The organism is Brevundimonas sp. (genome assembly GCF_044239655.1).
In the GTDB taxonomy this organism is placed as follows: domain Bacteria; phylum Pseudomonadota; class Alphaproteobacteria; order Caulobacterales; family Caulobacteraceae; genus Brevundimonas.
On record NZ_JBIIAY010000034.1, the window covers coordinates 1 to 20,179 of the forward strand.

19 protein-coding genes are annotated in these 20,179 nt (G+C 66.9%); 2 read left to right on the forward strand and 17 right to left on the reverse strand.

Going from position 1 to position 20,179, the window contains the following annotated elements:
* Nucleotides 1–255: 255 nt before the first annotated feature.
* Nucleotides 256–1,179 carry a cobalamin biosynthesis protein CbiG gene (locus tag ACILQR_RS06475; RefSeq protein WP_395650652.1) on the forward strand — a complete coding sequence of 308 codons (924 nt, stop codon included), beginning with the start codon at nucleotides 256–258 and terminating at the stop codon, nucleotides 1,177–1,179.
* A 20-nt stretch (nucleotides 1,180–1,199) separates the two neighbouring features.
* Here ACILQR_RS06475 and ACILQR_RS06480 read toward each other — a convergent pair whose 3' ends face one another.
* The 13 genes from ACILQR_RS06480 to ACILQR_RS06540 all read right to left on the reverse strand — a co-directional run bounded on the left by ACILQR_RS06480 (nucleotide 1,200) and on the right by ACILQR_RS06540 (nucleotide 16,910).
* Nucleotides 1,200–1,931 (reverse strand): hypothetical protein, encoded by a 732-nt coding sequence (locus ACILQR_RS06480; RefSeq protein WP_395650653.1) that lies wholly within the window; start codon nucleotides 1,929–1,931, stop codon nucleotides 1,200–1,202.
* 50 nt (nucleotides 1,932–1,981) lie between these two features.
* Nucleotides 1,982–5,554: a class I SAM-dependent DNA methyltransferase gene (locus tag ACILQR_RS06485; protein ID WP_395650654.1), complete on the reverse strand. Its 3,573-nt coding sequence runs from the start codon at nucleotides 5,552–5,554 to the stop codon at nucleotides 1,982–1,984.
* A 64-nt stretch (nucleotides 5,555–5,618) separates the two neighbouring features.
* A complete protein-coding gene (gene flhA / locus ACILQR_RS06490; protein WP_395650674.1) occupies nucleotides 5,619–7,718 on the reverse strand; it encodes a flagellar biosynthesis protein FlhA in 2,100 nt (699 codons plus the stop codon).
* Nucleotides 7,719–7,741: 23 nt separating this feature from the next.
* Nucleotides 7,742–8,650, reverse strand: coding sequence for a class A beta-lactamase (gene bla / locus ACILQR_RS06495; protein ID WP_395650655.1), 909 nt, complete (start codon nucleotides 8,648–8,650; stop codon nucleotides 7,742–7,744).
* A 4-nt stretch (nucleotides 8,651–8,654) separates the two neighbouring features.
* Nucleotides 8,655–10,058: a sigma-54 interaction domain-containing protein gene (locus tag ACILQR_RS06500; RefSeq protein ID WP_395650656.1), complete on the reverse strand. Its 1,404-nt coding sequence runs from the start codon at nucleotides 10,056–10,058 to the stop codon at nucleotides 8,655–8,657.
* A gap of 38 nt (nucleotides 10,059–10,096) precedes the next feature.
* Nucleotides 10,097–10,426, reverse strand: coding sequence for a flagellar motor switch protein FliN (fliN, locus tag ACILQR_RS06505; RefSeq protein ID WP_395650657.1), 330 nt, complete (start codon nucleotides 10,424–10,426; stop codon nucleotides 10,097–10,099).
* Entirely contained in the window at nucleotides 10,426–11,088 is a 663-nt protein-coding gene (locus tag ACILQR_RS06510) for a flagellar assembly protein FlbE (protein ID WP_395650658.1), read from the reverse strand. The genes fliN and ACILQR_RS06510 overlap by 1 nt, the downstream gene beginning before the upstream one ends.
* 1 nt (nucleotide 11,089) lies before the next feature.
* The gene (gene fliG, locus ACILQR_RS06515; protein ID WP_271146606.1) at nucleotides 11,090–12,133 is read right to left on the reverse strand and encodes a flagellar motor switch protein FliG; all 1,044 of its coding nucleotides are present in this window, start codon (nucleotides 12,131–12,133) and stop codon (nucleotides 11,090–11,092) included.
* Nucleotides 12,133–13,719, reverse strand: a complete 1,587-nt coding sequence (gene fliF, locus ACILQR_RS06520) for a flagellar basal-body MS-ring/collar protein FliF (RefSeq protein WP_395650659.1) — start codon at nucleotides 13,717–13,719, stop codon at nucleotides 12,133–12,135. Before fliF ends, fliG begins: the two co-directional genes overlap by 1 nt.
* A 458-nt stretch (nucleotides 13,720–14,177) precedes the next feature.
* The gene (locus ACILQR_RS06525; protein ID WP_395650660.1) at nucleotides 14,178–14,885 is read right to left on the reverse strand and encodes a hypothetical protein; all 708 of its coding nucleotides are present in this window, start codon (nucleotides 14,883–14,885) and stop codon (nucleotides 14,178–14,180) included.
* Between the two features lie 81 nt (nucleotides 14,886–14,966).
* Entirely contained in the window at nucleotides 14,967–15,995 is a 1,029-nt protein-coding gene (locus ACILQR_RS06530) for an alpha/beta fold hydrolase (protein ID WP_395650661.1), read from the reverse strand.
* A complete protein-coding gene (locus ACILQR_RS06535) occupies nucleotides 15,992–16,603 on the reverse strand; it encodes a uracil-DNA glycosylase family protein (RefSeq protein ID WP_395650662.1) in 612 nt (203 codons plus the stop codon). Before ACILQR_RS06535 ends, ACILQR_RS06530 begins: the two co-directional genes overlap by 4 nt.
* On the reverse strand, nucleotides 16,587–16,910 hold the full coding sequence (locus tag ACILQR_RS06540) for a DUF3253 domain-containing protein (protein ID WP_395650663.1): 324 nt from the start codon (nucleotides 16,908–16,910) through the stop codon (nucleotides 16,587–16,589). Before ACILQR_RS06540 ends, ACILQR_RS06535 begins: the two co-directional genes overlap by 17 nt.
* A gap of 86 nt (nucleotides 16,911–16,996) precedes the next feature.
* Here ACILQR_RS06540 and ACILQR_RS06545 point away from each other — a divergent pair, with 86 nt between their 5' ends.
* Complete coding sequence (locus ACILQR_RS06545; RefSeq protein WP_395650664.1) at nucleotides 16,997–17,431, forward strand: PaaI family thioesterase; 435 nt, start codon at nucleotides 16,997–16,999, stop codon at nucleotides 17,429–17,431.
* Nucleotides 17,432–17,434: 3 nt separating this feature from the next.
* On the opposite strand, the gene ACILQR_RS06550 is transcribed toward ACILQR_RS06545, so the two are convergent.
* Genes ACILQR_RS06550 through ACILQR_RS06565 form a run of 4 tightly spaced genes read right to left on the reverse strand, consistent with a single transcriptional unit; the run spans nucleotide 17,435 to nucleotide 20,049 of the window.
* A complete protein-coding gene (locus tag ACILQR_RS06550) occupies nucleotides 17,435–17,812 on the reverse strand; it encodes a type II toxin-antitoxin system VapC family toxin (protein ID WP_395650665.1) in 378 nt (125 codons plus the stop codon).
* Entirely contained in the window at nucleotides 17,809–18,099 is a 291-nt protein-coding gene (locus tag ACILQR_RS06555) for a type II toxin-antitoxin system Phd/YefM family antitoxin (RefSeq protein ID WP_395650666.1), read from the reverse strand. The genes ACILQR_RS06550 and ACILQR_RS06555 overlap by 4 nt, the downstream gene beginning before the upstream one ends.
* A 37-nt stretch (nucleotides 18,100–18,136) precedes the next feature.
* Nucleotides 18,137–18,757: a glutathione S-transferase family protein gene (locus ACILQR_RS06560; RefSeq protein WP_395650667.1), complete on the reverse strand. Its 621-nt coding sequence runs from the start codon at nucleotides 18,755–18,757 to the stop codon at nucleotides 18,137–18,139.
* A 20-nt stretch (nucleotides 18,758–18,777) separates the two neighbouring features.
* Nucleotides 18,778–20,049, reverse strand: a complete 1,272-nt coding sequence (locus tag ACILQR_RS06565; protein ID WP_395650675.1) for a NupC/NupG family nucleoside CNT transporter — start codon at nucleotides 20,047–20,049, stop codon at nucleotides 18,778–18,780.
* Between the last annotated feature and the right edge of the window lie 130 nt (nucleotides 20,050–20,179).

A 20,179-nucleotide genomic window follows, 5' to 3' on the forward strand; every position in this document is an offset into this window, starting at 1 on the left:
CTGGAGGCGTTGTTGAAGGGGTAACTCTCCTCCCCGTGCGAAGCATGGGGAGGTGGCGCGGCGCCGCTTGCGCCGTGACGGAGGGGGCGACACCGTCGTTCCGATCAGACCTGCCAGCCCTCATCTGTGACACCGTGTCGCCCCCTCCGTCACGGCCCTGAAGAAGGGCCGCGCCACCTCCCCATTGCTGCGCAACGGGGAGGAGACTAGAAGCCCGCATTCCTGTTTTGTGCCCTGACTTTTGAGGAGGCCGCCATGGCCCGCCTTTTCGACGCCTATGTGATCGCCGACTGGACCGCCGCCGAAGGCAAGAAGCTGGGCGAGAACTCGGTGTGGATCGGCGTGGCCAAGCGCGACGTGCGCTTCCGCCTCTATACCGAGACCCACAATGCCGCCACGCGGGCCGAGGGCGAGGCGCTGCTGACCTCCATCCTGGCGGACCACAGGAAGCGTGGGGATCGGGTTCTGGTCGGGTTCGACTTCTCGCTGGGGTACCCGGTGGGGACGGCAGAGCGGCTGGGCCTGAAGGACACACCGATCTGGTCGGCGATGTGGAAATTCGTGGCGTCGAACGTCGTGGACAAGGCCGACAACACCAACAACCGCTATCAGGTCGCGGCCAAGATGAACCGGCTGATGACCGACCAAGCCTGGCCCTTCTGGGGCGCGCCGGCCAAACAGGCGCAGCGCTGGCTGACCACGACCAAGCCGCCCCCCCACGAGGAACGGGCGGGATCCGGCGCCGACATCCCCGAGTACCGGGCCACCGAACTGGCCATCAAGGGCGGCCGGCTGCAGCCCAAGTCGAACTGGCAGATGCACGGGGCCGGTGCCGTGGGCGGCCAGACCCTGGTCGGCATCCCCATGGTGCGCCGCCTGCTGGAGAGCCTGGGCCCCGCCGGGGCCGTCTGGCCGTTCGGCACGGGCTGGCGCGCGCTGGAGGCCGCCGATGTCGAGCCGCTGAACGTGCTGGTCGCCGAGGTCTGGCCCTCGATGTGGCCCACGACCCCGACCGAGGGCGAGTTCAAGGACCAGACCCAGGTGCGCACCACGGCGATGGCCTTCGCCGAGATGGACGACAAGGGCGACCTGGCCAAGGCCTTCGCCCCGCCGAAGACGGCGACGCCGGAACTGGTCGAACAGGTCGAGCAGGAAGAGGGCTGGATCCTGGGGGTCTGAGGCAGGCTGAGGGACACCGATCAGGGCGAGCCGCCCCCGCCCCCACCGTCAAGCCTGGCCTCAAGCCCGGCCTCGCCCCCGCCCCGGCGCTCGCGGCGGGCCTCGCGCAGGGCCCGTCGGCGGTCCGAGCGGTTCGGCACCGACCCCGAAGGCCCGCCGGCCCCGGCCTCGAAAAAATTCCTGTCCGGACTGTCCGGATTGTCCGGCGCGACCGACCCGGACGCCTTGGCCAGACGCGCCAGGGCCTGGGCCTCGCGCAACAAGGCATCCATCTCGCGCCGCTCCTCGGCGGCCTCGCGCTGGGCCTGACGGGTCGTCGCCTCGTCGATCTCGCGCAGGCGGGCGCGTTCGGCTTCGGCCTCGGCCCGCTGTTCGACGGCGATGGAATGGGCCACCCGCGACCAGCGCAGGGCCTCCAGCGCCTGCCCCCGCCGGATGGCCAGGGCCATCTTGTCGGTCGCCACCCGCCGCAGGGCGTCGGGATCCTCGAACGCGTCGTCGGGATCGGAGGGGTCCCAGACCGGCCCCTCCGGGCCGTCATCCAGGGCGTCCGCGCCGAAGACCGGAGCGTCCCGCGGCACCGGATCGGCCTGATCCGCCCGCCGCCAGCCCCCCGCCCGCGCCCGCTCCCAGAAGGCGCTGGTCCCCACCGCGAACCGCCGACACACGCTCTCGGCCGCCTCCCCGCCCACGAAGGCGTCGCGGATCATGTCCCAGGTCTCGGACGAACGAATGCGATAGGCGTCGGTCATGCCGGGGATTGAAGCACGGCGGTACGTCAGAAACGGACGTGGGGTGGGCGTCAAGCGGCGCGGCGGGCCGCAAAGGTGCCGTTCGGCAGGGCTGTGATTTCCGCGTAGCGGACCAGGGTGTTGAGGGCCTGGACCACGCGTTGCTCGATCTTCTTGCCTCCGCCCTTGAAGGCACGGGACACGGCTGCGGCGTCCATGGGGCGGTTGGCGGCCACCAGCACGGCGCGAATGGCCATGACCTGTTCGCCCTTGTCCTTGGGAAAGACGGGCAAGCCCTTGTCGATGGCGACGACCGTGGCCCCCAGGTCGAGCTCGCCGGATTTCGCGACCGCCCCCTTGGCGAAGCGCGGGATCTGATAGTCGGGACGCAGCCAGCGGACGTGACCGGCGGCCTCTTCGGCCGCGCGCTCGGCATTCAGGGCGACGAGGCGTTCGAGGATGATTTCGTCCAGCGACCCATTCGCTTTCTTGCTTTCGTCATCCTCCGGCGTAGCGAAGCGGAGACCGGGGGACCCAGCGGCGCCGAAGGCGATCTGTTCGGCCAAGATGTCGGAAGCAGCGGTGTGCGCGGCAGTTTCGCGCTCTCGCGCGCCGCTGGGTCCCCCGGTCTGCGCCGCAAGCGGCTTGCCGGAGGATGACGAAAGTAAGGGGATCAGATCATCCCAGCCATAGGCCTGCATCGTCGCCCGGTCGATCTGGTCGTGCAGGTCCTTAATGATCAGCACCCGGCCGCGATCCTTGACGTCCTCGTCCTTCGCATCGAGCGGCGTCTGGCTGCGGACCTTCTCCAGCACGTTGTAGAGGCCGGTCAGGGTCAGGTCGGGATGCTCGGCCTGAACGGTCTTGCGCGTGGCGTCGAGTTCTTCACCGAGGTCGCGGAGGGTGGCCCGAAGAGCGTTAGACGGGTCGGGGAAGGGGAACTTCCCGAAACAGTCGGAGTGATTGTAGTTGGAATCATTACCGACCCCGAGCCACCCGCCCGTTCTGCGAGCCCACAAGACGTGTTGAGCTGAACTCAAAACCGCCATCAGCCCCGGCTCTTCGGCAGCGATGGCTACGATTTTAGCATCTGCAATGAAGTCGCTGGAGACAAAGCTGAACAATCGATGTTTCGATGTCCGGCAGGTGACGATGTAGCGATCGAGCCCGGAGAGAGCATCGCGCATTCGCGATCTCGGCTCCGCATAAATCCAGAACTTGTCCCGGTAGCTCTGCCGGTTTTTGAGGAGCCGTTCGGGCCGCACTCGTTCAAGGATAATTTGGAAAAGCGCCGGGTACCGCTCCCGTGCTTCGCGTTCGCTGAGACCATAGAAGTCGATGATGAAGCGCGTTTGCGAACGCTGCACGAGGTCACGACCAATGAGATACTTCTTGATCACAGGCGGCAGGTCGCCGGGCAGGTAGCCTAGAAGTTCAAGTTCACTTGGCTCGAGCCGGAAGCCTTCGCCTAAGGGGGTCACGCCTTGGTGAGAAAGGTCAAAATCTGCGCGAAGGTGATCAGCACTTACAACGCTGGACCCGACGGACAGGTCCGATGAAATGCGGCCAAGGGTGCGTGCGAATTCGAGACGCGGTTCATCGGTGTCCAAATCGGATTCGTTGGTGACGCGCAGATGCTCGCCGGACCGGCTACCCATTTCGGCAACGGTCATCGCAATCCGTACTTGGGCTGAACTCGAATCAGCCTTTGTCCATGGATGATCGGGGACTGCGTAGATCAATGCGAGAGGCGCTTTGGCAGTCAAATGGGACTCGATTACCCGCCTGTTGAAAGTCTGGGTAATCGAGTTGGTCGTGACCAAACCGAAGCGTCTGAGAGCCGATCTTTTTCGGCCCATAATTTCTGCAGCGCGCGCCCACCAGAACATCACAAAGTCGATGCCCTCGCCGACGTTGGGATAGCTGGCTCTTAGGTTTTCGACATAGGGTTCGCCGAGCCGGTCCCGCATCCGCTTGTTGCCGATGAACGGAGGGTTCCCGACGATGAACTCCGCCTCCGGCCAGTCCGGCCGCCGCGCGTTCGGATAGACCTGTACCGCGACCCCATCCTTCATCTCGAACTGGAGTTCGGGGTAGCCGTCCCAGGTCAGGACGGCGTCTTTCTGCTGGATATTGCCGAAGGCCTTGAGGATCGGTTCGGCCGGGTGTTCGGAGCGGTTGCGGTAGTGCTGTTGCAGATAGCCGATCCACAGCACCAGTTCAGCGATGGCGGCGGCGCGGACGTTCAGCTCGATGCCCAGGAACTGGTGCGGGTCGACGGTCTCGAAGCCGATGGTCTCGGTCTCGCCGAGTTCGGCCAGGGCCTCCAGCACTTCGCCCTCCAGCCGCTTCATCAGCTCCAGCGACACATAGAGGAAGTTGCCGGTGCCGCAGGCGGGGTCGAGGACGCGGGTGGTGCAGAGCTGGTGATGAAAGGCGCGGACGGCGGCGACAGCTTCCGCCGGTTCGTTCCGCTCGCGGGCGTCGGCGGCCTTGACCAGGGCGGCGTTCCAGTCGGCGCGTAACGGTTCCATCACCGTGACCTCGACCAGCCGTTCGACATAGGAGCGGGGGGTGTAGTGGGCACCCAGCTTGCGCCGTTCCGACGGTTCCAGCGCCTGTTCGACCAGGGTGCCGAAGATGGCGGGTTCCACGTAACGCCAGTTGTGGCCGGCGGCGGCCAGAAGCTCGCCGATGTCCTCGCGCGCCAGTGGAAACGCCTTGGCGTCCTTGAACAGGCCGCCGTTGAAATGCTTCAGGTAGACGCCGAAGCCGGAATAGAACCGATCGGCATGGTCGGACGCGTCCATCTTGCGCCACAGGTCCACCAGCATGGGGGCGAAACTGTCGGGGGCGTCCAGCCTTTCGCGGAGCAGTTCGGTAAACTTGCCCTTCGGCAACAGATCCACGTCCTCGGCGAACATGGTGAAGATGCACCGCATCAGGAACAGCGCCACCTCTTCCGCCGGGTGTTTGCCTTCGAGGCGTTTGGACACTTCGGCCAGCCGCTTGGCGATGTCCCGTGTGACGCGGGCGGACTCCCGTGTCGGGTCGAGCGACTGCGGATCGGTCCAGATCGCCTGAAGGCGCTCAACCACTTCCTTGTCGCGCAGGTCCTCCAGCCGGATGCGGAAGCCCTTGCGATCGGGGAAGTGGGAATAGGCGCGGCCCGAGCCCGAGAAGTCGGCATAGACCTCGAACACATAGCCGACGTCGCAGACGATGATGAAGGGCGGGGCCGGGTGGTCGGCGGGAAGGCGGAAGGCATAGTCCTCGGCCTGTTTGCGGGCGTTGCGCATCAGCACGTCCCACTTGCCCTCGGAGGCGGCGATGGACGCGGTCTCGTCGGCCTTGAAGAAGGAAAGCTGATCGTCGCGCTGGTTGGCCTTGGACTGTTTGGCCTCCAGGATGAAGGCCCCGCGCTTGTACAGGTCGATCCGCAGGGTCGAGGCCATGCCTTCGGACTCGCGACGTTTCACGCCCCGCTCGAAGACGTAGTCGTTGCTGCGGGTGTCGTCCGAGGCAGGATCGGGCCGGGGGAGGTCCAGCGCCTCGCAGAGTTCAGACAGGAACATCTGGTAGTTGGCGCGTTCCGCGCCGCCGCGTGCGGCGCTCCAGCGTGTGATGAAGTCGTCGATGGTCACGCCGGTCCTCCCCTCACATGACTAAGGCCCGACAGCCGGGTTCAACGCAAGGTCGAACGCGACCTCAGACCGACCCGATCGTCTTCAGCCGGGCCCGGGGGTGGATCTCGTTCTGGCTCATGACCACCGTCTGTCCCCTGAACCGTTCGATGATGGAGCGGACGTAGGGGCGGATCTGGGGGCCGGTGAGGAGGACGGCGCTTTCTCCGGCCATGGCGGCGCGTTCGAACACGTCACGGGTGGCGCGGATGAAGTCCTGGAGGCGTGAGGGGGCCATGGCCAGCTGCTTGTCCTCGCCCGTGCCGACCAGGGCGTCGGCGAAGGCCTGTTCCCACTCGGGCGACAGGGTGACGATGGGCAGGGCGCCGTCGTCGCCCTTGTGCTGCCAGCACAGCTGGCGGGCCAGGCGGCTGCGGACGTGCTCGACCAGGGTGGTGACCGAGGTGGAATGGGGCGCGGCCTCGGCCAGGCCCTCGAGGATGGCGCCCAGGTCGCGGATCGAGACCTTTTCGCGCAGCAGGGCCTGAAGCACGCGTTGCAGGGTGGTGACGGTGACGACCGAGGGGACCAGTTCGTCGACCAGTTTCTTTTCGTCCTCGCCCAGTTCCCGGATCAGCTTCTGCACCTCTGCATAGGACAGCAGGTCGGCCATATTGTCCTTGAGGATCTCGGTCAGGTGGGTGGTCAGGACGGTCGAGGGGTCGACGATCGTATAGCCCCGGAAGGTCGCCTCTTCCCTCAGGCCGTCGTCGATCCAGGTGGCGGGCAGGCCGAAGGCGGGCTCCTTGGTGTGTTCGCCGGGCAGTTCGACCTGACGGCCCATGGGGTCCATGGCCAGCAGGGACCCCAGACGCACCTCGCCGGCCCCGGCCTCCATCTCCTTGATGCGGATGGCGTAGCCTTGCGTCGGCAGGCGCATGTTGTCGAGGATGCGGACCGAGGGGATGACGAAGCCGTATTCCTGGGCCAGGGCGCGGCGCAGGGCGCGGATCTGATCGGTCAGCCGGCGGCCCTCCAGATCGTTGATCAGGCTGAGCAGGGAATAGCCCAGCTCGATCTTGACCTCGTCGATGGTCAGGGCGGTGCCGATGGGTTCCTCGACGTCGTCCCTGGGCTTGGCGGCGGAGGCGGTGGCGGCCATTTCGGCCTCGGTCGGCTGAGGCCTGAGCTTGGCGCGGCCGAGGCGCCAGGCCATGAAGCCGGCCCCGATCGCCAGGCCGACGAAGGGGATGATCGGCATGCCGGGGATGACGGCCAGCAGGGCGGATGCTGCGGCGACCATGCCCAGGCTGACCGGGTTGGTGGCCAGTTGCGAGACCAGGGCCTTGTCGGCCGAACCCTCGACGCCCGCCTTGGACACCAGGAAGCCGGCGGCGATGGAGATGATGATGGCCGGCACCTGGGTCACCAGACCGTCGCCGATGGTCAGCTGGACATAGGTATTGGCCGCCTCGCCGAAGGGCAGGCCGTGCTGGATGACGCCGATCAGCATGCCGCCGATGGCGTTGATGAAGACGATGATCAGGCCGGCCATGGCGTCGCCGCGCACGAATTTGGACGCACCGTCCATGGCGCCGAAGAAGGTGGATTCCTGTTCCAGCTCCTTGCGGCGAAGCTTGGCCTGGTCCTCGGTGATCAGGCCGCTGGACAGGTCGGCGTCGATGGCCATCTGCTTGCCCGGCATGGAGTCCAGGGTGAAGCGGGCGGAGACCTCGGCGATGCGGGTCGAGCCCTTGGTGATGACGACGAAATTCACCACCAGGATGATGGCGAAGATGATGATGCCGATGATGAAGCTGCCGCCCATCATCAGGGCGCCGAAGGCGTTGATCACCTGACCGGCGGCGTCATGACCCTCGTGGCCGTGGGTCAGGACCAGACGCGTCGAGGCCAGGTTGAGGCCCAGCCGGAACAGGGTCGAGATCAGCAGCACCGTCGGAAAGATGGCGAAGTCCAGCGGCCGCTTCATCATCAGCGCCGTCATCAGGATCAGCACGCTGGAGACCAGGCTGATGGCCAGCAGCAGGTCCAGCAGGAATTTCGGGACCGGCAGGATCAGCAGCAGGATGACGCCGATCACCCCGACCGCCATCCCGACCTCGCCGCGCATCAGCCAGCCGCGAATGTCGCCACCCGTTGGACGGGCCATGCCGTCCTTCATCATGACGGGCTGAACAGGGACGTCGGTCATGCGCGGCCCAGCCGGGTCAGGGCCAGTCGCGTCGCCTGTGCGATCACGGCGTCATTGGCGGCGGCCGAAGAGGTCGAGGTCGCGTGGTAGTAGGCGGCGACGATCACCGGCGCCCCGGTCGGGGGATACAGGATGCCGATGTCGTTAGTCGGGCCATAGCCGCCGGTGCCGGTCTTGTGCGCCACGCGCCATCCGGCGGGCACACCGGCCTTGATCCGGGCGGCGCCGGTGGGGGATGCGAACATCCAGCCGAGCAGCTTGTCCTTCGAGGCACCGGACAGGAGCGTGCCGTTGTCGCGGAACAGCTGGCGAATGTTGGCCGTCGACTGGATCGGGGTGATGGTATCCTTGTCGCCGTCGAGACGGTTCATCTCGGGCTCGAAGCGATCGACGGTGGTGCTGTCGTCGGCGAGGTCGCGTCGGTAGAAGCCGCGCATGGCGTCGATGCCGCCCAGCGCCTTCAGCAGCAGGTTGGCAGCGGGGTTGTCGGAAACCTCGACCGTGCCCTTCATCAACTGTTCGACGGTCAGGGTCGAGCCGACGGCGGGCCCGGTGACCGGGGCATGGTTGATCATGTCGGCCCGGGTGATCGGGATGGCGCGGTCGAGCCGTTCCTCGCCGGCCTGGACACGCAGCAGGGTCGCGGCGGCGAGGTACATCTTGAAGGTGGAGCAGTAGACGAAGCGTTCGTCGCCGCGCCACGTCAGACCCTTACCACTTCCCTGATCCAGGGCGACGAAGCCCAAACGGCCGCCGCCGCGACGCTCAAGAGCCGACAGGTCGAACGGCTCGCTGACATCCCGAACCGACTCTGCCGACGACGCCAGGTCTGGCGCAGGCGCACAGCCCATCAGGCCCAGCGCCCCGAGCCCGGTCAGGACGCTTCTGCGATCCGCACCCATCATCAGATCACGCCGCGCTGGACGAATAGCCGCCGGTAGCGATGCCGGTCTGGGGGGCGATGATCGAGGTGCCCTCGTCGGCGTATTCGTTGAGCTTGTTGCGCAGCGTCCGGATCGAGATGCCCAGGATGTTGGCCGCGTGGGTGCGGTTGCCGAGGCAGTGGGTCAGGGTGTCGAGGATCAGGGTCTTTTCCATCTGGGCCACGGTCTGGCCGACAGAGGCGCGCGAGACGGCGTCGGCGGTCTGGGCGGCGCGGGCGGCGAGGCCTCCCTGCCCTGCGTCGGTGCCCGCGACCGCACCCATCAAGGGTTGGCCGTCAGGCAGGCGGATGGCCTCGGCGTCGATCTCGGGGCCGACGGCCAGGAGGACGGCACGGTGCATGGCGTTCTCCAGCTCCCGGACGTTGCCGGGCCAGCGGTGGGCGGCCAGGGCGCGGCGGGCGTCCACCGACAGGGGCCGGACCGGCACGCCGTTGGCGGCGGCGTATTTCTTGACGAAGTGATCGGCCAGGACCGCCACGTCGCCGGGCCGTTCGCGCAGGGCGGGCAGGCGCAGGTTGACGACGTTGAGGCGGTACAGAAGGTCTTCGCGGAAGGTGCCCTCGGCGACGGCCTTGGCCAGGTCGCGGTTGGAGGTGGCGATGATGCGGATGTTGACGGGCACGGGCTTGGTCCCGCCGACGCGGTCGATGATCCGTTCCTGGATGGCGCGGAGCAGCTTGGCCTGGAGCCGGGCGTCCATCTCGGAGATTTCGTCCAGCAGCAGGGTGCCGCCGTCGGCCTCCTCGAACTTGCCGATGCGGCGGGCGACGGCACCGGTGAAGGCGCCCTTCTCGTGCCCGAACAGTTCGGATTCCAGCAGGTTGTCGGGGATGGCGGCGCAGTTGACGCTGATGAAGGGGCGTTCGGCGCGCTTGGAGTTGACGTGCAGATAGCGCGCCATGACTTCCTTACCGACACCGCTTTCGCCGGTGATCAGGATCGAGGCTTCGGACCGGGCGACCTGATCGGCCAGCTTGACCACGGCCTGCATCGACGGATCGGCCGAGATCAGCGGGCGCTCGTCGTCGGCGACGGCCGACAGGACGGCGGCGATCAGATCGGCCTCGGGCGGAAGCGGGATGAACTCCTTGGCGCCCGCGCGGATGGCGGCAGCGGCCTTGACCGGATCGTTGTCGACGCCACAGGCGACCACCGGGACATGGATGCGCTCGGCGTCGTTGGCCGCGATCAGACCGGCGATGTCCAGATTGTAGTCGACCATCAGCAGGTCGGCGCCCTGCCCCCGGCGCAGTTGTTCCGTCGCCTGATCGGTGCGTTCGACGTGCTGGACCTTGGCGCCGTGCGCCATGGCCATCTTCACCGCCGCCGCGAGCTGTCCGCTCAGCCGACCCACCACCAGAAGCCGCATCGGTCTTCTCCTCTAAGCTCTTACGCGTGACCGACCGCCTAAGCGGCCGAGTCCTCGGTCTTGATGATTTCCGTCATGGTCACGCCCAGCCGATCCTCGACGACGACGACCTCCCCGCGCGCGACCAGACGGTTGTTGACGAAGATGTCGATGGCTTCGCCGACCTTGCGGTCCAGCTCCAGCACCGATCCCCGGTTCAGTTTCAGCAGTTGCGCCACGGTCATGTGGGCCTTGCCCAGCACGGCCGAGATGTTGACCGGCACGTCGAAGACGGTGGCCAGATCGGTGGCGCTCTTGTCGCCGGCGTCGTCGGCGGTGGCCAGGGCGGTGGAGGCGCCGAACTCCTCCAGGGCGAAATCGTCAGCCATCAGTGGGGGCTCCCGTTCAGGGTTTCAGCGTGTCCGGCCTCGGCGGCGAGGGCGGCGGCCAGGGCCTCGCCCATGCGGGCAGCGGCCTCGGCCGGATCGTAGTCGGCACGGCCGTCGGCCCATTCGAGCTGGAAGGCGGCGGTGGCCATGCCCGGATCGTCCCGGAAGGCGATCAGGCCGGAGAATCCGGAGTCGGCGCAAAGGGCCTGAAGCCGGGCCTGCACCGTCTCGTCCAGACCCCGGGCGCGGATCACCAGCCGGGGGGCGGCGTCGATCTCCGAGCCCAGCTGTTCCAGCGCTTCCTGCAACGGACCGGCCGGGAAGCGGTCCAGCGCGGCGGTGGCGATGACGCGGGCGGCGGCCAGGGCCAGTTCGGCCGACTGTTCGCGGTGCGCCTGGGCGACCTGACCCAGGGCCGGGGCCGAGGCCGCGATGGCCTGTCCGATCGCCGCCAAAGCCATGGCCTGCATGCTTTCGACCTCGGCCAGGGCGGCCTCGCGGGCCTCGAGACGGCCTTGGGCGACCAGGGCCTCGACCTCGGACGGCAGATAGGCGCGTTTGGTCGGCACGAAGGCGGCCCCGGCGCGCGTCGTCGATCCGTCCGAGGCGAACTCGGTGTCGAAGGAGAAGGGACGGGAGTTGAGGGGGGCGACGTGGGCCATGTCAGTAGATCAGCTCGTCGTCGGCGCCGCCGGCCCCGGCCAGCATGATCTCGCCCTTGGCCGCCAGGTCCTTGGCCGCCTGGACCATGGCCATCTGGGCCGAGTCGACGTCCTTGAGCCGGACCGGACCCATGGATTCCATGTCCTCGCGCATGATCTTGGACGCGCGCTCGCTCATGTTGGTGAAGAACATCTCGCGCAGGGTTTCGGACGCCCCCTTTAGTGCCAGGGCCAGCTTGTCCTTCTCGACCACGCGCAACAGGGTCTGGACCCCGCCGGGATCCAGCTTGGACAGGTCCTCGAAGACGAACATCAGGGCGCGGATCCGCTCGGCCGCCTCGCGGTTGCGTTCCTCCAGCGCGCCGATGAACCGGGCCTCGGTCTGGCGGTCGAACGAATTGAAGATGTCGGCCATCATCTCGTGGCTGTCGCGCTTGGACGTCCGCGCCAGGTTGGACATGAACTCGGTGCGCAGGGTCTGTTCGATCTTGTCCAGGATATCGCGCTGCACCGGCTCCATGCGCAGCATCCGCTGGACGCATTCGAGGGCGAAATCCTCGGGCAGGGCGGTGAGGACGCGGCTGGCGTGCTCGGGCTTGATCTTGGAAAGAACGACCGCGACCGTCTGGGGGTATTCGTTCTTCAGATAGTTGGCGAGGACGCTCTCGTTCACATTGCCGAGCTTGTCCCACATGGTCCGGCCGGCGGGACCGCGGATTTCCTCCATCAGGCCGTCGACGCGATCGGGCGGCAGGAAGGCGGCCAGCAGCTTCTGGGTCTGTTCGAACGACCCCAGGACCGCACCGGAACCGCTCATTCCGGAGACGAACTCCATCATCAGTTCCTCGACCACGTTCGAGGAGACGGTGCCGAGGCTCGCCATGGCCTGGGAGATCTCCTTGATCTCCTCGTCGTCGAGGTTCTTCCACAACTGGGTGTGTTCCTCGCCCAGCGACAGCAGGATGACCGCAGCCTTCTCAGGCCCGGTCAGCTTCTTGGCGTCCTCGACCGAAGCCTTTTTGGTACTTCCAGCCTGCTTTGCCATCAGCTTTCGTGCACCCAGCTGCGCAGGATGGCCGTGGACTCATCCGGGTGCTTTTCGACGAATTCGGCGACCTTCTTGACCGAGGAGGCCTTCACCTGTCCCTCGATGCGGGCGATGTCGAGCCGCTGATCCATCTCCGACGGAGGGCCGCCGAGCATGGGCTGGCCGCCCGCCAGGGTGGCCTGAAGCTGGGTAACGCCCGGCCCGCCGGGGCCCGCCATGGCCACGGCCAGAGGGCCGCCGCCCGCGCCGCCGGTCGCCGACTTCAGCAACGGCCTCAGCACGAAGAAGATCAGCAACAGGCCGGTCACCAGCAGCACCAGCAGCTCGACGCCGCGCATGATGTCGTTCTTGGTGAAGTCCAGCATGGAGGCCTTGGCCTCGGTGCCGCCGGCGGCCGAGGTGTCGCGGCTGAAGCGGATGGCCTCGACCTTGACCTGGTCGCCGCGCGGCTGGTCGAAGCCGATGGCGGCCTTCACCAGGGCGTCGATCTTGGCGATGTCCTCGGCCGAGCGGGGCGCGAAGGTGGGCTCACCCTGGCCGTCGGCGGCCGGGGTCCAGACGCCGTCGACGGCGACCGCGACGGCCAGCTTCTGCACCTCGCCCGCCTCGCGGATGGTGGTCGTCGTGGTGTTGGAGATTTCGTAGTTGGTCGTCTCTGTATTGGCGGTGTCGCTGGAGCCGACCGGGGTCGTCGCGGGGGGCGCGCCGCCCGGGATATTGTTGGTCGCCGTCGCGCCGCCGTCGGCCTGACCGGTGGTGTCGGTCGACTGGGTGCCGTTGGTGGACGTCGAGCGGACGACCTGGCCGTCGGGGTCGAATTTCTGTTCCTGGGTGGTGGCGCGACTGTGGTCGATCTCGGCGGTGACCTGGACGCGCGCTGCGCCCGGACCGACGACACCCTCGACGATGTCGAGGATGCGGGCCTGAAGCTGCATCTCCGCCTCGTTCTTGGCGTCCGACGCCGAGGCGGCCGAGAATCCACCGTCCGCAGAACCGGCCGCGAGGGTGCGGTTGGCGGTGTCGGTGACGGTGACCCGTTCGGGCTTCAGGCCGGGCACGGAGGAGGCGACGACGTTGCGGATGGCCTGGATCTGATCGCCGGTCAGGGCGCGACCGCCGACGCCGACGGTGACGGCCGCCGTGGGCTCGGCGGTATCGGATGCGAACATCTCGCGGCGCGGCAGGGCGATCATGACCTTGGCCGAGGAGATGCCCCGGAACGACAGGATGTTCCTCGACAGCTCGCCTTCGAGGGCGCGCTTTTCATTGAGGTTCTGCTGGAACTCGGTCTGGCCCAGCACCGACTGGTTGTCGAACAGCTCGTATCCGACCGAGCCCGAGGTCACGAGACCCTTCTGGGCCACCATCATCCGGGCCGTGCCGACCTCGTCGCGGTTGACCATGATGGTCGAGCCGTCGCCCTGGGTCTTGTACTTGATGCCGGCCTGTTCCAGCGAGGCGGTGATGTCGCCCGCCTCCTTCAGGTCCAGGTTGGAATACAGCAGGGCGTCCGGCGACTGGCCGACGCGCATCATCAACAGGACGAGCACCGCCGCGACACCCGCGCCGACGCCCAGCACCATGGCGAGGCGCCCGATCCCAAATCTCTGCAACGCCGCCGTAAAGCCGCCCACGCGTCCCCACACATACTGAAACGGGGGAGCCCGTGTGCCCCGCTAGGCAGAAACTGCCGCCTGCGTGGTAAATGCCGCGTTAAGGGGAGTTAAAATCCTTGGCTGTCGCCAGCCTAGACCGTTCGGCGTTTGAGTTGGGGCGCGTTGGAAAGGTTCATCACAACGAACACAACGAACACAACGAAGGCACGACGAGACCGAGGGGATTTCGGGATTGCGGTTGCAAGCGTCCAAGGCGCGGACGAACCAAGGCGGCTTCGCCGCTTCCAGTCATTTCTCGGTACAGAGCAGACTTTTGCCATCTGCTCGGTCCCGTCGTGTCCGTTGTGCCTTCGTGGTGTCCGTTGTGATGAACCTTATGTCCGCCTGTCGATCGCCTCACTGAAGCGACCATGGCTCTGAACGGGTCAGGGCGTCGCGGCCGCTCCCAGAAGGCCGATACCGACGACCAGCGTACCGCCGAAGACTGCGGCGATCTGGACGCAGAGCATCAGAAGCAGCGCCTTGCCCACCCCGGCGAACCACGACCTGAACCATCGGCCCCGGCCCATCCGCAGGAAGGCGACGAGGCCCAGAATGATGATGGCCAGGGAGACGAGGCCTGCCAGCGGTCCGGTGCCATAGCCCCACCATGAGATCGGCAGCATCAGGACGGTCCATGCGCACAGCCAGCCGAAGGCCGCCCGGAACCCGCGACGCCAGCCCAGATCCGCCCTGTCCCACAGACGAAGCAGCGGGGCCGCCGCCAGGGCGTAGAAGAAGGACAGCAACGGCACCATGACCAGGGTCATCCAGCCATCGGCGTCGCCGATGAAGGCGTCCCTCGACTTTCCCGAACTCGCGAGGAGCGGGTCCATGAACCCGGCAGGCAGGCCGTCCAGCATGTATCCAGCACCCCCGCGCAAAAAGAGGAGCAGCATCAGGATCGCGTTCAGCGCCAGATAGAGCCGCAGCGGGCGTGCATAGGCACCGCCCCCGTGGGCACCCTGCTCCATCCAGGCGTGCAACACCGTGACCGGGCGCAGGACCAGATCCCTGACGGTGACCAGTTCGCTTGCGCCAAATCCCAGCACGTCGTCCGCCAGGGCCTGAGCCGGCTTTTCGGTATCCGCCATCCTGTCCCCCTGAAAGCCCGGCGCGACTATAGACCAGATTCGCCGACGGACAGCGCGGGCGGCCGCGACATGGGCGCGCTCCTAGCGGCGTCCGAGCTGCGGCTGGACCGGGCCTGCGCCAGACGGCAGCGGTGCGAGGGGGTCCGGGCTGCGCAGCCAGGCCGCGACGTCGCGATAGACGACCTCTGCATCCAGGTCGCGGTTCAGCAGGTGCCAGCCGTCGGGATACCAGGCCGTGCGCAGGTTCGGGGCCTCGCTGGCGCGGGTCAGGGCGCGGCGCATGGGCCCGGGCTCCACCACCTGATCGTGGGCACCGTACATCAGCAGGGTCGGCAGGCGGGTGCGGCCCAGGCTGTTGGACGCCGTCTCCATCAGGCTGACCAGGCCCGAGATGGTGTCGAACCGGGTCGACAGGATGCTGTCGGGGTCATGGCCGTTGCGGACCAGTTCGGACAGGTTGGACGAGGCCAGGATGTGCTTCGCGATGAAGTCCGGCGGCTGGACCGCCGTCGACCCCAGGGCGCGGGCGGCGATCCACAGGCTGGTGCGGTTGGCGATGTTCTGGCTGGACCAGCCCCAGACGCCGGGGGCCAGCAGGATCAGGCGGTCGGCGTCGGGCGCACGGTCCGAGGCGAAGGCGGCGGCCGCCACCGACCCGCCCATGCTCTCGCCCACCACCGCGATCGTGGCGTGCGGACGCCGCGCGCGGACCAGGGCGGTGACGGTTCGCAGGTCCTCGACCATCGTCGCCTCCCCGGCCCATTCGCCGCGCCCGGGAGCCCGGCCAAAGCCACGCTGGTCAAAGCTCCAGGTCTCGATCCCGGCTTGCGCCCACCACGGCCCCGCGAGTCTGAACGAGGCGTCGTGGTCGTTCATCCCGTGCAGGGCGACGATGACGACGTCGGGCTGACCGTCGGCGGGTGTCCAGCGCAGGAAGGGAAGGCGCGCGCCGTCCTGGACGATGAAGGCACCGGGTGATCCCGGTCGGAGCGGCTCGACGATGGCGGGTCCGGCAAAGGTGGCAGGCGGCGTCAGCGGCGGCTGGACATAGGGGGTGGCGCAGGAGGCGAGGGCGAGCGCAACCGCCAGGACGAAAACGCGAAAGATCATGATCCGAGAATGTCCCTCACCCGCTGGCGCAAGTAAGGCACGACCTCGGCCTCGAACCAGGGATTTTTGCGCAGCCAGGCGGTGTTGCGCCAGGACGGGTGCGGGATGGGCAGGATGTCGGGCGCATACGCGCGCCACGCCCGCACGGTCTCGGTCATGTTCGCTTTGGCACGATGACCCAGCGCCCAGACCTGGGCATAGCCGCCGACCAGCAGGGTCAGTTCCATCTGCGGCAGAGCAGCCAGCAGCCGGGGCCGCCACAGTTCGGCGCAACGTCGCGGTGGCGGATAGTCCCCGCCCTTCGGGGCCGTGCCTGGATAGCAGAAGGCCTGGGCCGCAACGCCGATGCGCGGGTCGGCGTAGAAGGTCTCGTAGTCCACGCCCATCCAGTCTCGCAGCCGGTCGCCGGACGGATCGGTGAAGGGCAGGCCGCTTTCGTGGACACGCCGGCCCGGGGCCTGGCCGCAGATCAGCAGTCGCGTCTGGCGAAAGACCCGTACCACCGGCCGCGGCGTGTGCGGCAGTTCGCCCAGACAGGCGCGGCAGGCCCGGATGTCGGCAAGGACCCGATCGAGACCAGGCCCGGATGTCTCAGGCGAAGTCGTCATCGTCCTCGTTGACGACCGGCGGAAGCGCCGCCAGGGCCGCAGCGGTCTCGTCTGCCGTCGGCAGGCGGAGCCGGATTACACCCTTCATGGCGTTCGGATCGATCGCCTTGCCCTTCTTGGTGATGGTCAGCCGTCCCTGGCGCATGAGGCCAAGGGCAACGCCCCGCACCTTGGGCATCATGCGCTGCCACTGTTCGGGTTGCAGGGCCTTGGCCACTTCGGCGGGTTCGATGCTCTTGCCGTTGTCGCCCTTGGGATCGACGCGGGCCAGTTTTTCGAAGATTGCGGTTTCGATGGGGTCGCTCATTGCGCTTCTATGAGGCATTGCGGGCGCGAGAAGAAGGCGGAACCCGCCTCAAGCAGCGCAAAGCGCGTCAGGTGAAGGAGCAGGCGATGGTCGATATCGTCACGGTGACCGAAGGCGAGTTCGCAGGCTGGAAGACCTGGGCGTTGAAGGGCACCTTCGATCAGACCGTCGGCCCCTTCTATTTCCAGATGTCCGGGACGGGGCGCGTGCGTTCGGCGTTCCGCGCCGAGCCGCATCACATGAATGCGGGCGGACGGATGCATGGCGGCTGTCTGATGACCTTCGCCGACATCGCCCTGTTCCAGACCGCCTACAACGAGCTGGAGGGCAAGGCGGGGGTGACGATCCAGCTCGATTCCACCTTCATCGACGGTGCCTATGTCGGCGAACTGGTCGAGGCGACGGGTGACGTGGTGCGTTCGGGCAAGTCGCTGGTCTTTGTGCGCGGCCAGATCACGACCGGCGAGCGGACCCTGATGACCTATTCCGGCATCATCCGGAAATTCACCCCGAGGGATTGACCGTCAGGCCTGGATCATGGCGACGCCGTAGTCCGCCAGTCGGCTGTCCGTCGTCACCAGCATCAGATCGTCGGCCATGGCCTGGGCCACGATCAGTCGGTCGAACGGGTCCTTGTGAACCACTGGAAGTCGCGCCATCCGCATGGCGTGGCGCGCATGAACTGGCAGCAGCTCGCACCCCAGCGCGTCCAGCCGGGCCAAAAGGTCCGGCGGCATGGCCAGCTTGCCGGTTCCGACCTTGATCGAAATTTCCACGAGGGACGCCGTGGTCACGAACAGATCATTGTCCAGATCGTCCAGCAGATCGCGGACCCGGGGTTTCAACAGGTGAGGCTCCTCCAGCATCCGGATCAGGATGTTGGTGTCCAGCAGCAACCTCATTCTTCGGCCACGCCGCCGTACTCGCCGTGAAGCCGTTTGCTGTAGAACAGGTCCTCGATCTCCTTGTCGAGTTCGGGCGAATCCCAGCCGGGCCGAAGCTTGAACTCCCCCTTCATCGCGCCGAGGATGCCGCGCTTTCGACCCGTCGGCTTGGGCGGCTGGATCGGTGTCAGATGCACGACAGGCTTGCCCGCCTTGGCGATGATGACCTCTTCACCCGCCAGGGCGCGTTCGATCAGCTTGGACAGTGTTGTCTTGGCTTCATGGATGTTCGCGGTGACGGTCATGCAGCCTAGCTAACCTGGCTAGGGCGAAAATTCAAGATCAGGCGCCGGCCGACGCCGCCGGACGGGCGCGGCAGGTCTCGTACCAGCGGTTCAGGGCGACGAGGTCCTCGGGCGGGCGGACCTTCACCAGGCGCGCGAAATCCAGGCCGATCGTGGCGACGATGTCGGCGATGGTGAACCGGTCCCCGGCGATGAAGGCGTGATCGGCCAGCTGGCGGTCCAGGGTGCGCATGAAACGCTCGGCCCAGACCCGGTTGTATTCGGCGACTTCGGCGACCTGAACCCCTTCCAGCGCGGCCAGGGCCGGGTGCGAGTGGCGCACGTTCAGCATCAGCGGATTGGCCAGATAGAATTCGCAGCGCCGGGTCCACATCTCGATGATCGCCTGTTCGCGGGCATCGTGGCCGAACAGATTGGGCTCGGGGTACATGGATTCCAGATACCGGCCGATGGCGACCGATTCCGAGATGGTCGTGCCGTCGTCGAGTTCCAGCGCCGGGACGTGGGGCACGCCGACCTTGCTGCGGTACTCGGGCGTCTTGTGGTCGCCGGACATGATGTCGATCTCGATGATCTCGACGTCGGTGATGTTCTTTTCCGCCATGACCCAGCGGACCCGGCGCGGGTTGGGCGCGCGCTTGGACGTATAGAGTTTCATCGGTCGATCCTGTGTTCGGCTCAGGCGAATATGGAGGCCGGCATGGCCCCCACAACCGCCGCCGTCATCAGGGTGGCGCAGAAGCCCGCGAAAAGCGCCTTCCAGATCATGCCCAGAACCTCCTCGCGCCGTTCAGGCATCAGCACCGACAGGCCCGTCACCGTGATCCCGACCGAGCCGATGTTGGCAAAGCCACATAGGGCATAGGTCATCAGCATTCGCGTCCGTTCGCTCATCTCGGCGGCCGGAACCTTGCCCAGTTCGATGAAGGCGACGAACTCGGTCAGGGTCAGCTTGACGCCCAGAAGCCAGCCGGCCCGACCGGCCTCCGACGCCTCGACGCCCGTCAGCCAGGCCACCGGCCAGAAGATCCAGCCCAGCAGACGTTCAAGGGTCAGTGGCTCTCCGAACACCGGGATCCAGCCGATCATGATGTTGACCAGGGCGACCAGGGCCACGAACACGATCAGCACCGCCGAGATGTTCATCACCACCATCAGGCCGTCGGCCGTACCCTTGACGATGGCGTCGACGCCCGAGTCGTATTTCAGCGCCGAGCCGTAGTCGGCCACCGCCCCGCCCTCGCCGGGCTTTTCCGGGATCATGATGCGCGCCAGCAGCACCCCTGCCGGTGCCGAGACGATCGAGGCGACCAGGACGTGGCCCGCCGCATTGGGCAGGACCGCTGACAGGATGGTCGCATAGGCCACCATCGTGGACCCGGCGACGGTGGCCAGCCCGACCACCATCATCAGAAAGATCTCGGACCGGGTCAGCTTGTCCAGATAGGCGCGGATCACGATCGGGCTCTCGATCATGCCCAGGAAGATATTGGCCGCCACGGCAAGCGCCGAGGCCCCGCCCAGACCCATGGTCTTCTGGAAGATGAAGCCGAAGCCGTGGGTGATCCATTTCAGGATCTTCCAGTGCCAGAGCAAGGCCGACAGCGCCGAGATCACCAGGATCATCGGCAGGACGTTGAAGGCGAAGGTGAACAGCGCCCCCTCGTTGCCGACCACATAGGGCTGCTGTCCCCCGGCCAGATAGCCGAACACGAACTGTGCCCCCTTGGACGCCGCCACCGTCAGGCCGTCGACCGCCCCGGTGATCCCGGCCAGCACCACCTGCGATCCCGGAATGGCAAACAGCGCCAGCACGAGCGCCGCCTGAACCCCGACCGCGCCGAGGGCCAGCCGCCACGGGAAGGCCCGCTTGTTCTCGGACAGCCCCCAGGCCGCCGCCACGATGACGATCAGCCCGAACAGGCTCTGAAGGTTCAGCAGGCTGAACATGATGATGGGATCCCCGAACTTCACCCACCTCTAGCGCCCGTCGCGGTCAGCGCAAGGCACCGGCAAGGTTGCGCGCCTTCATCGACCGGGCCAGACTGGGATCGCTACCACAGCCGAAGACGGGGCCTCG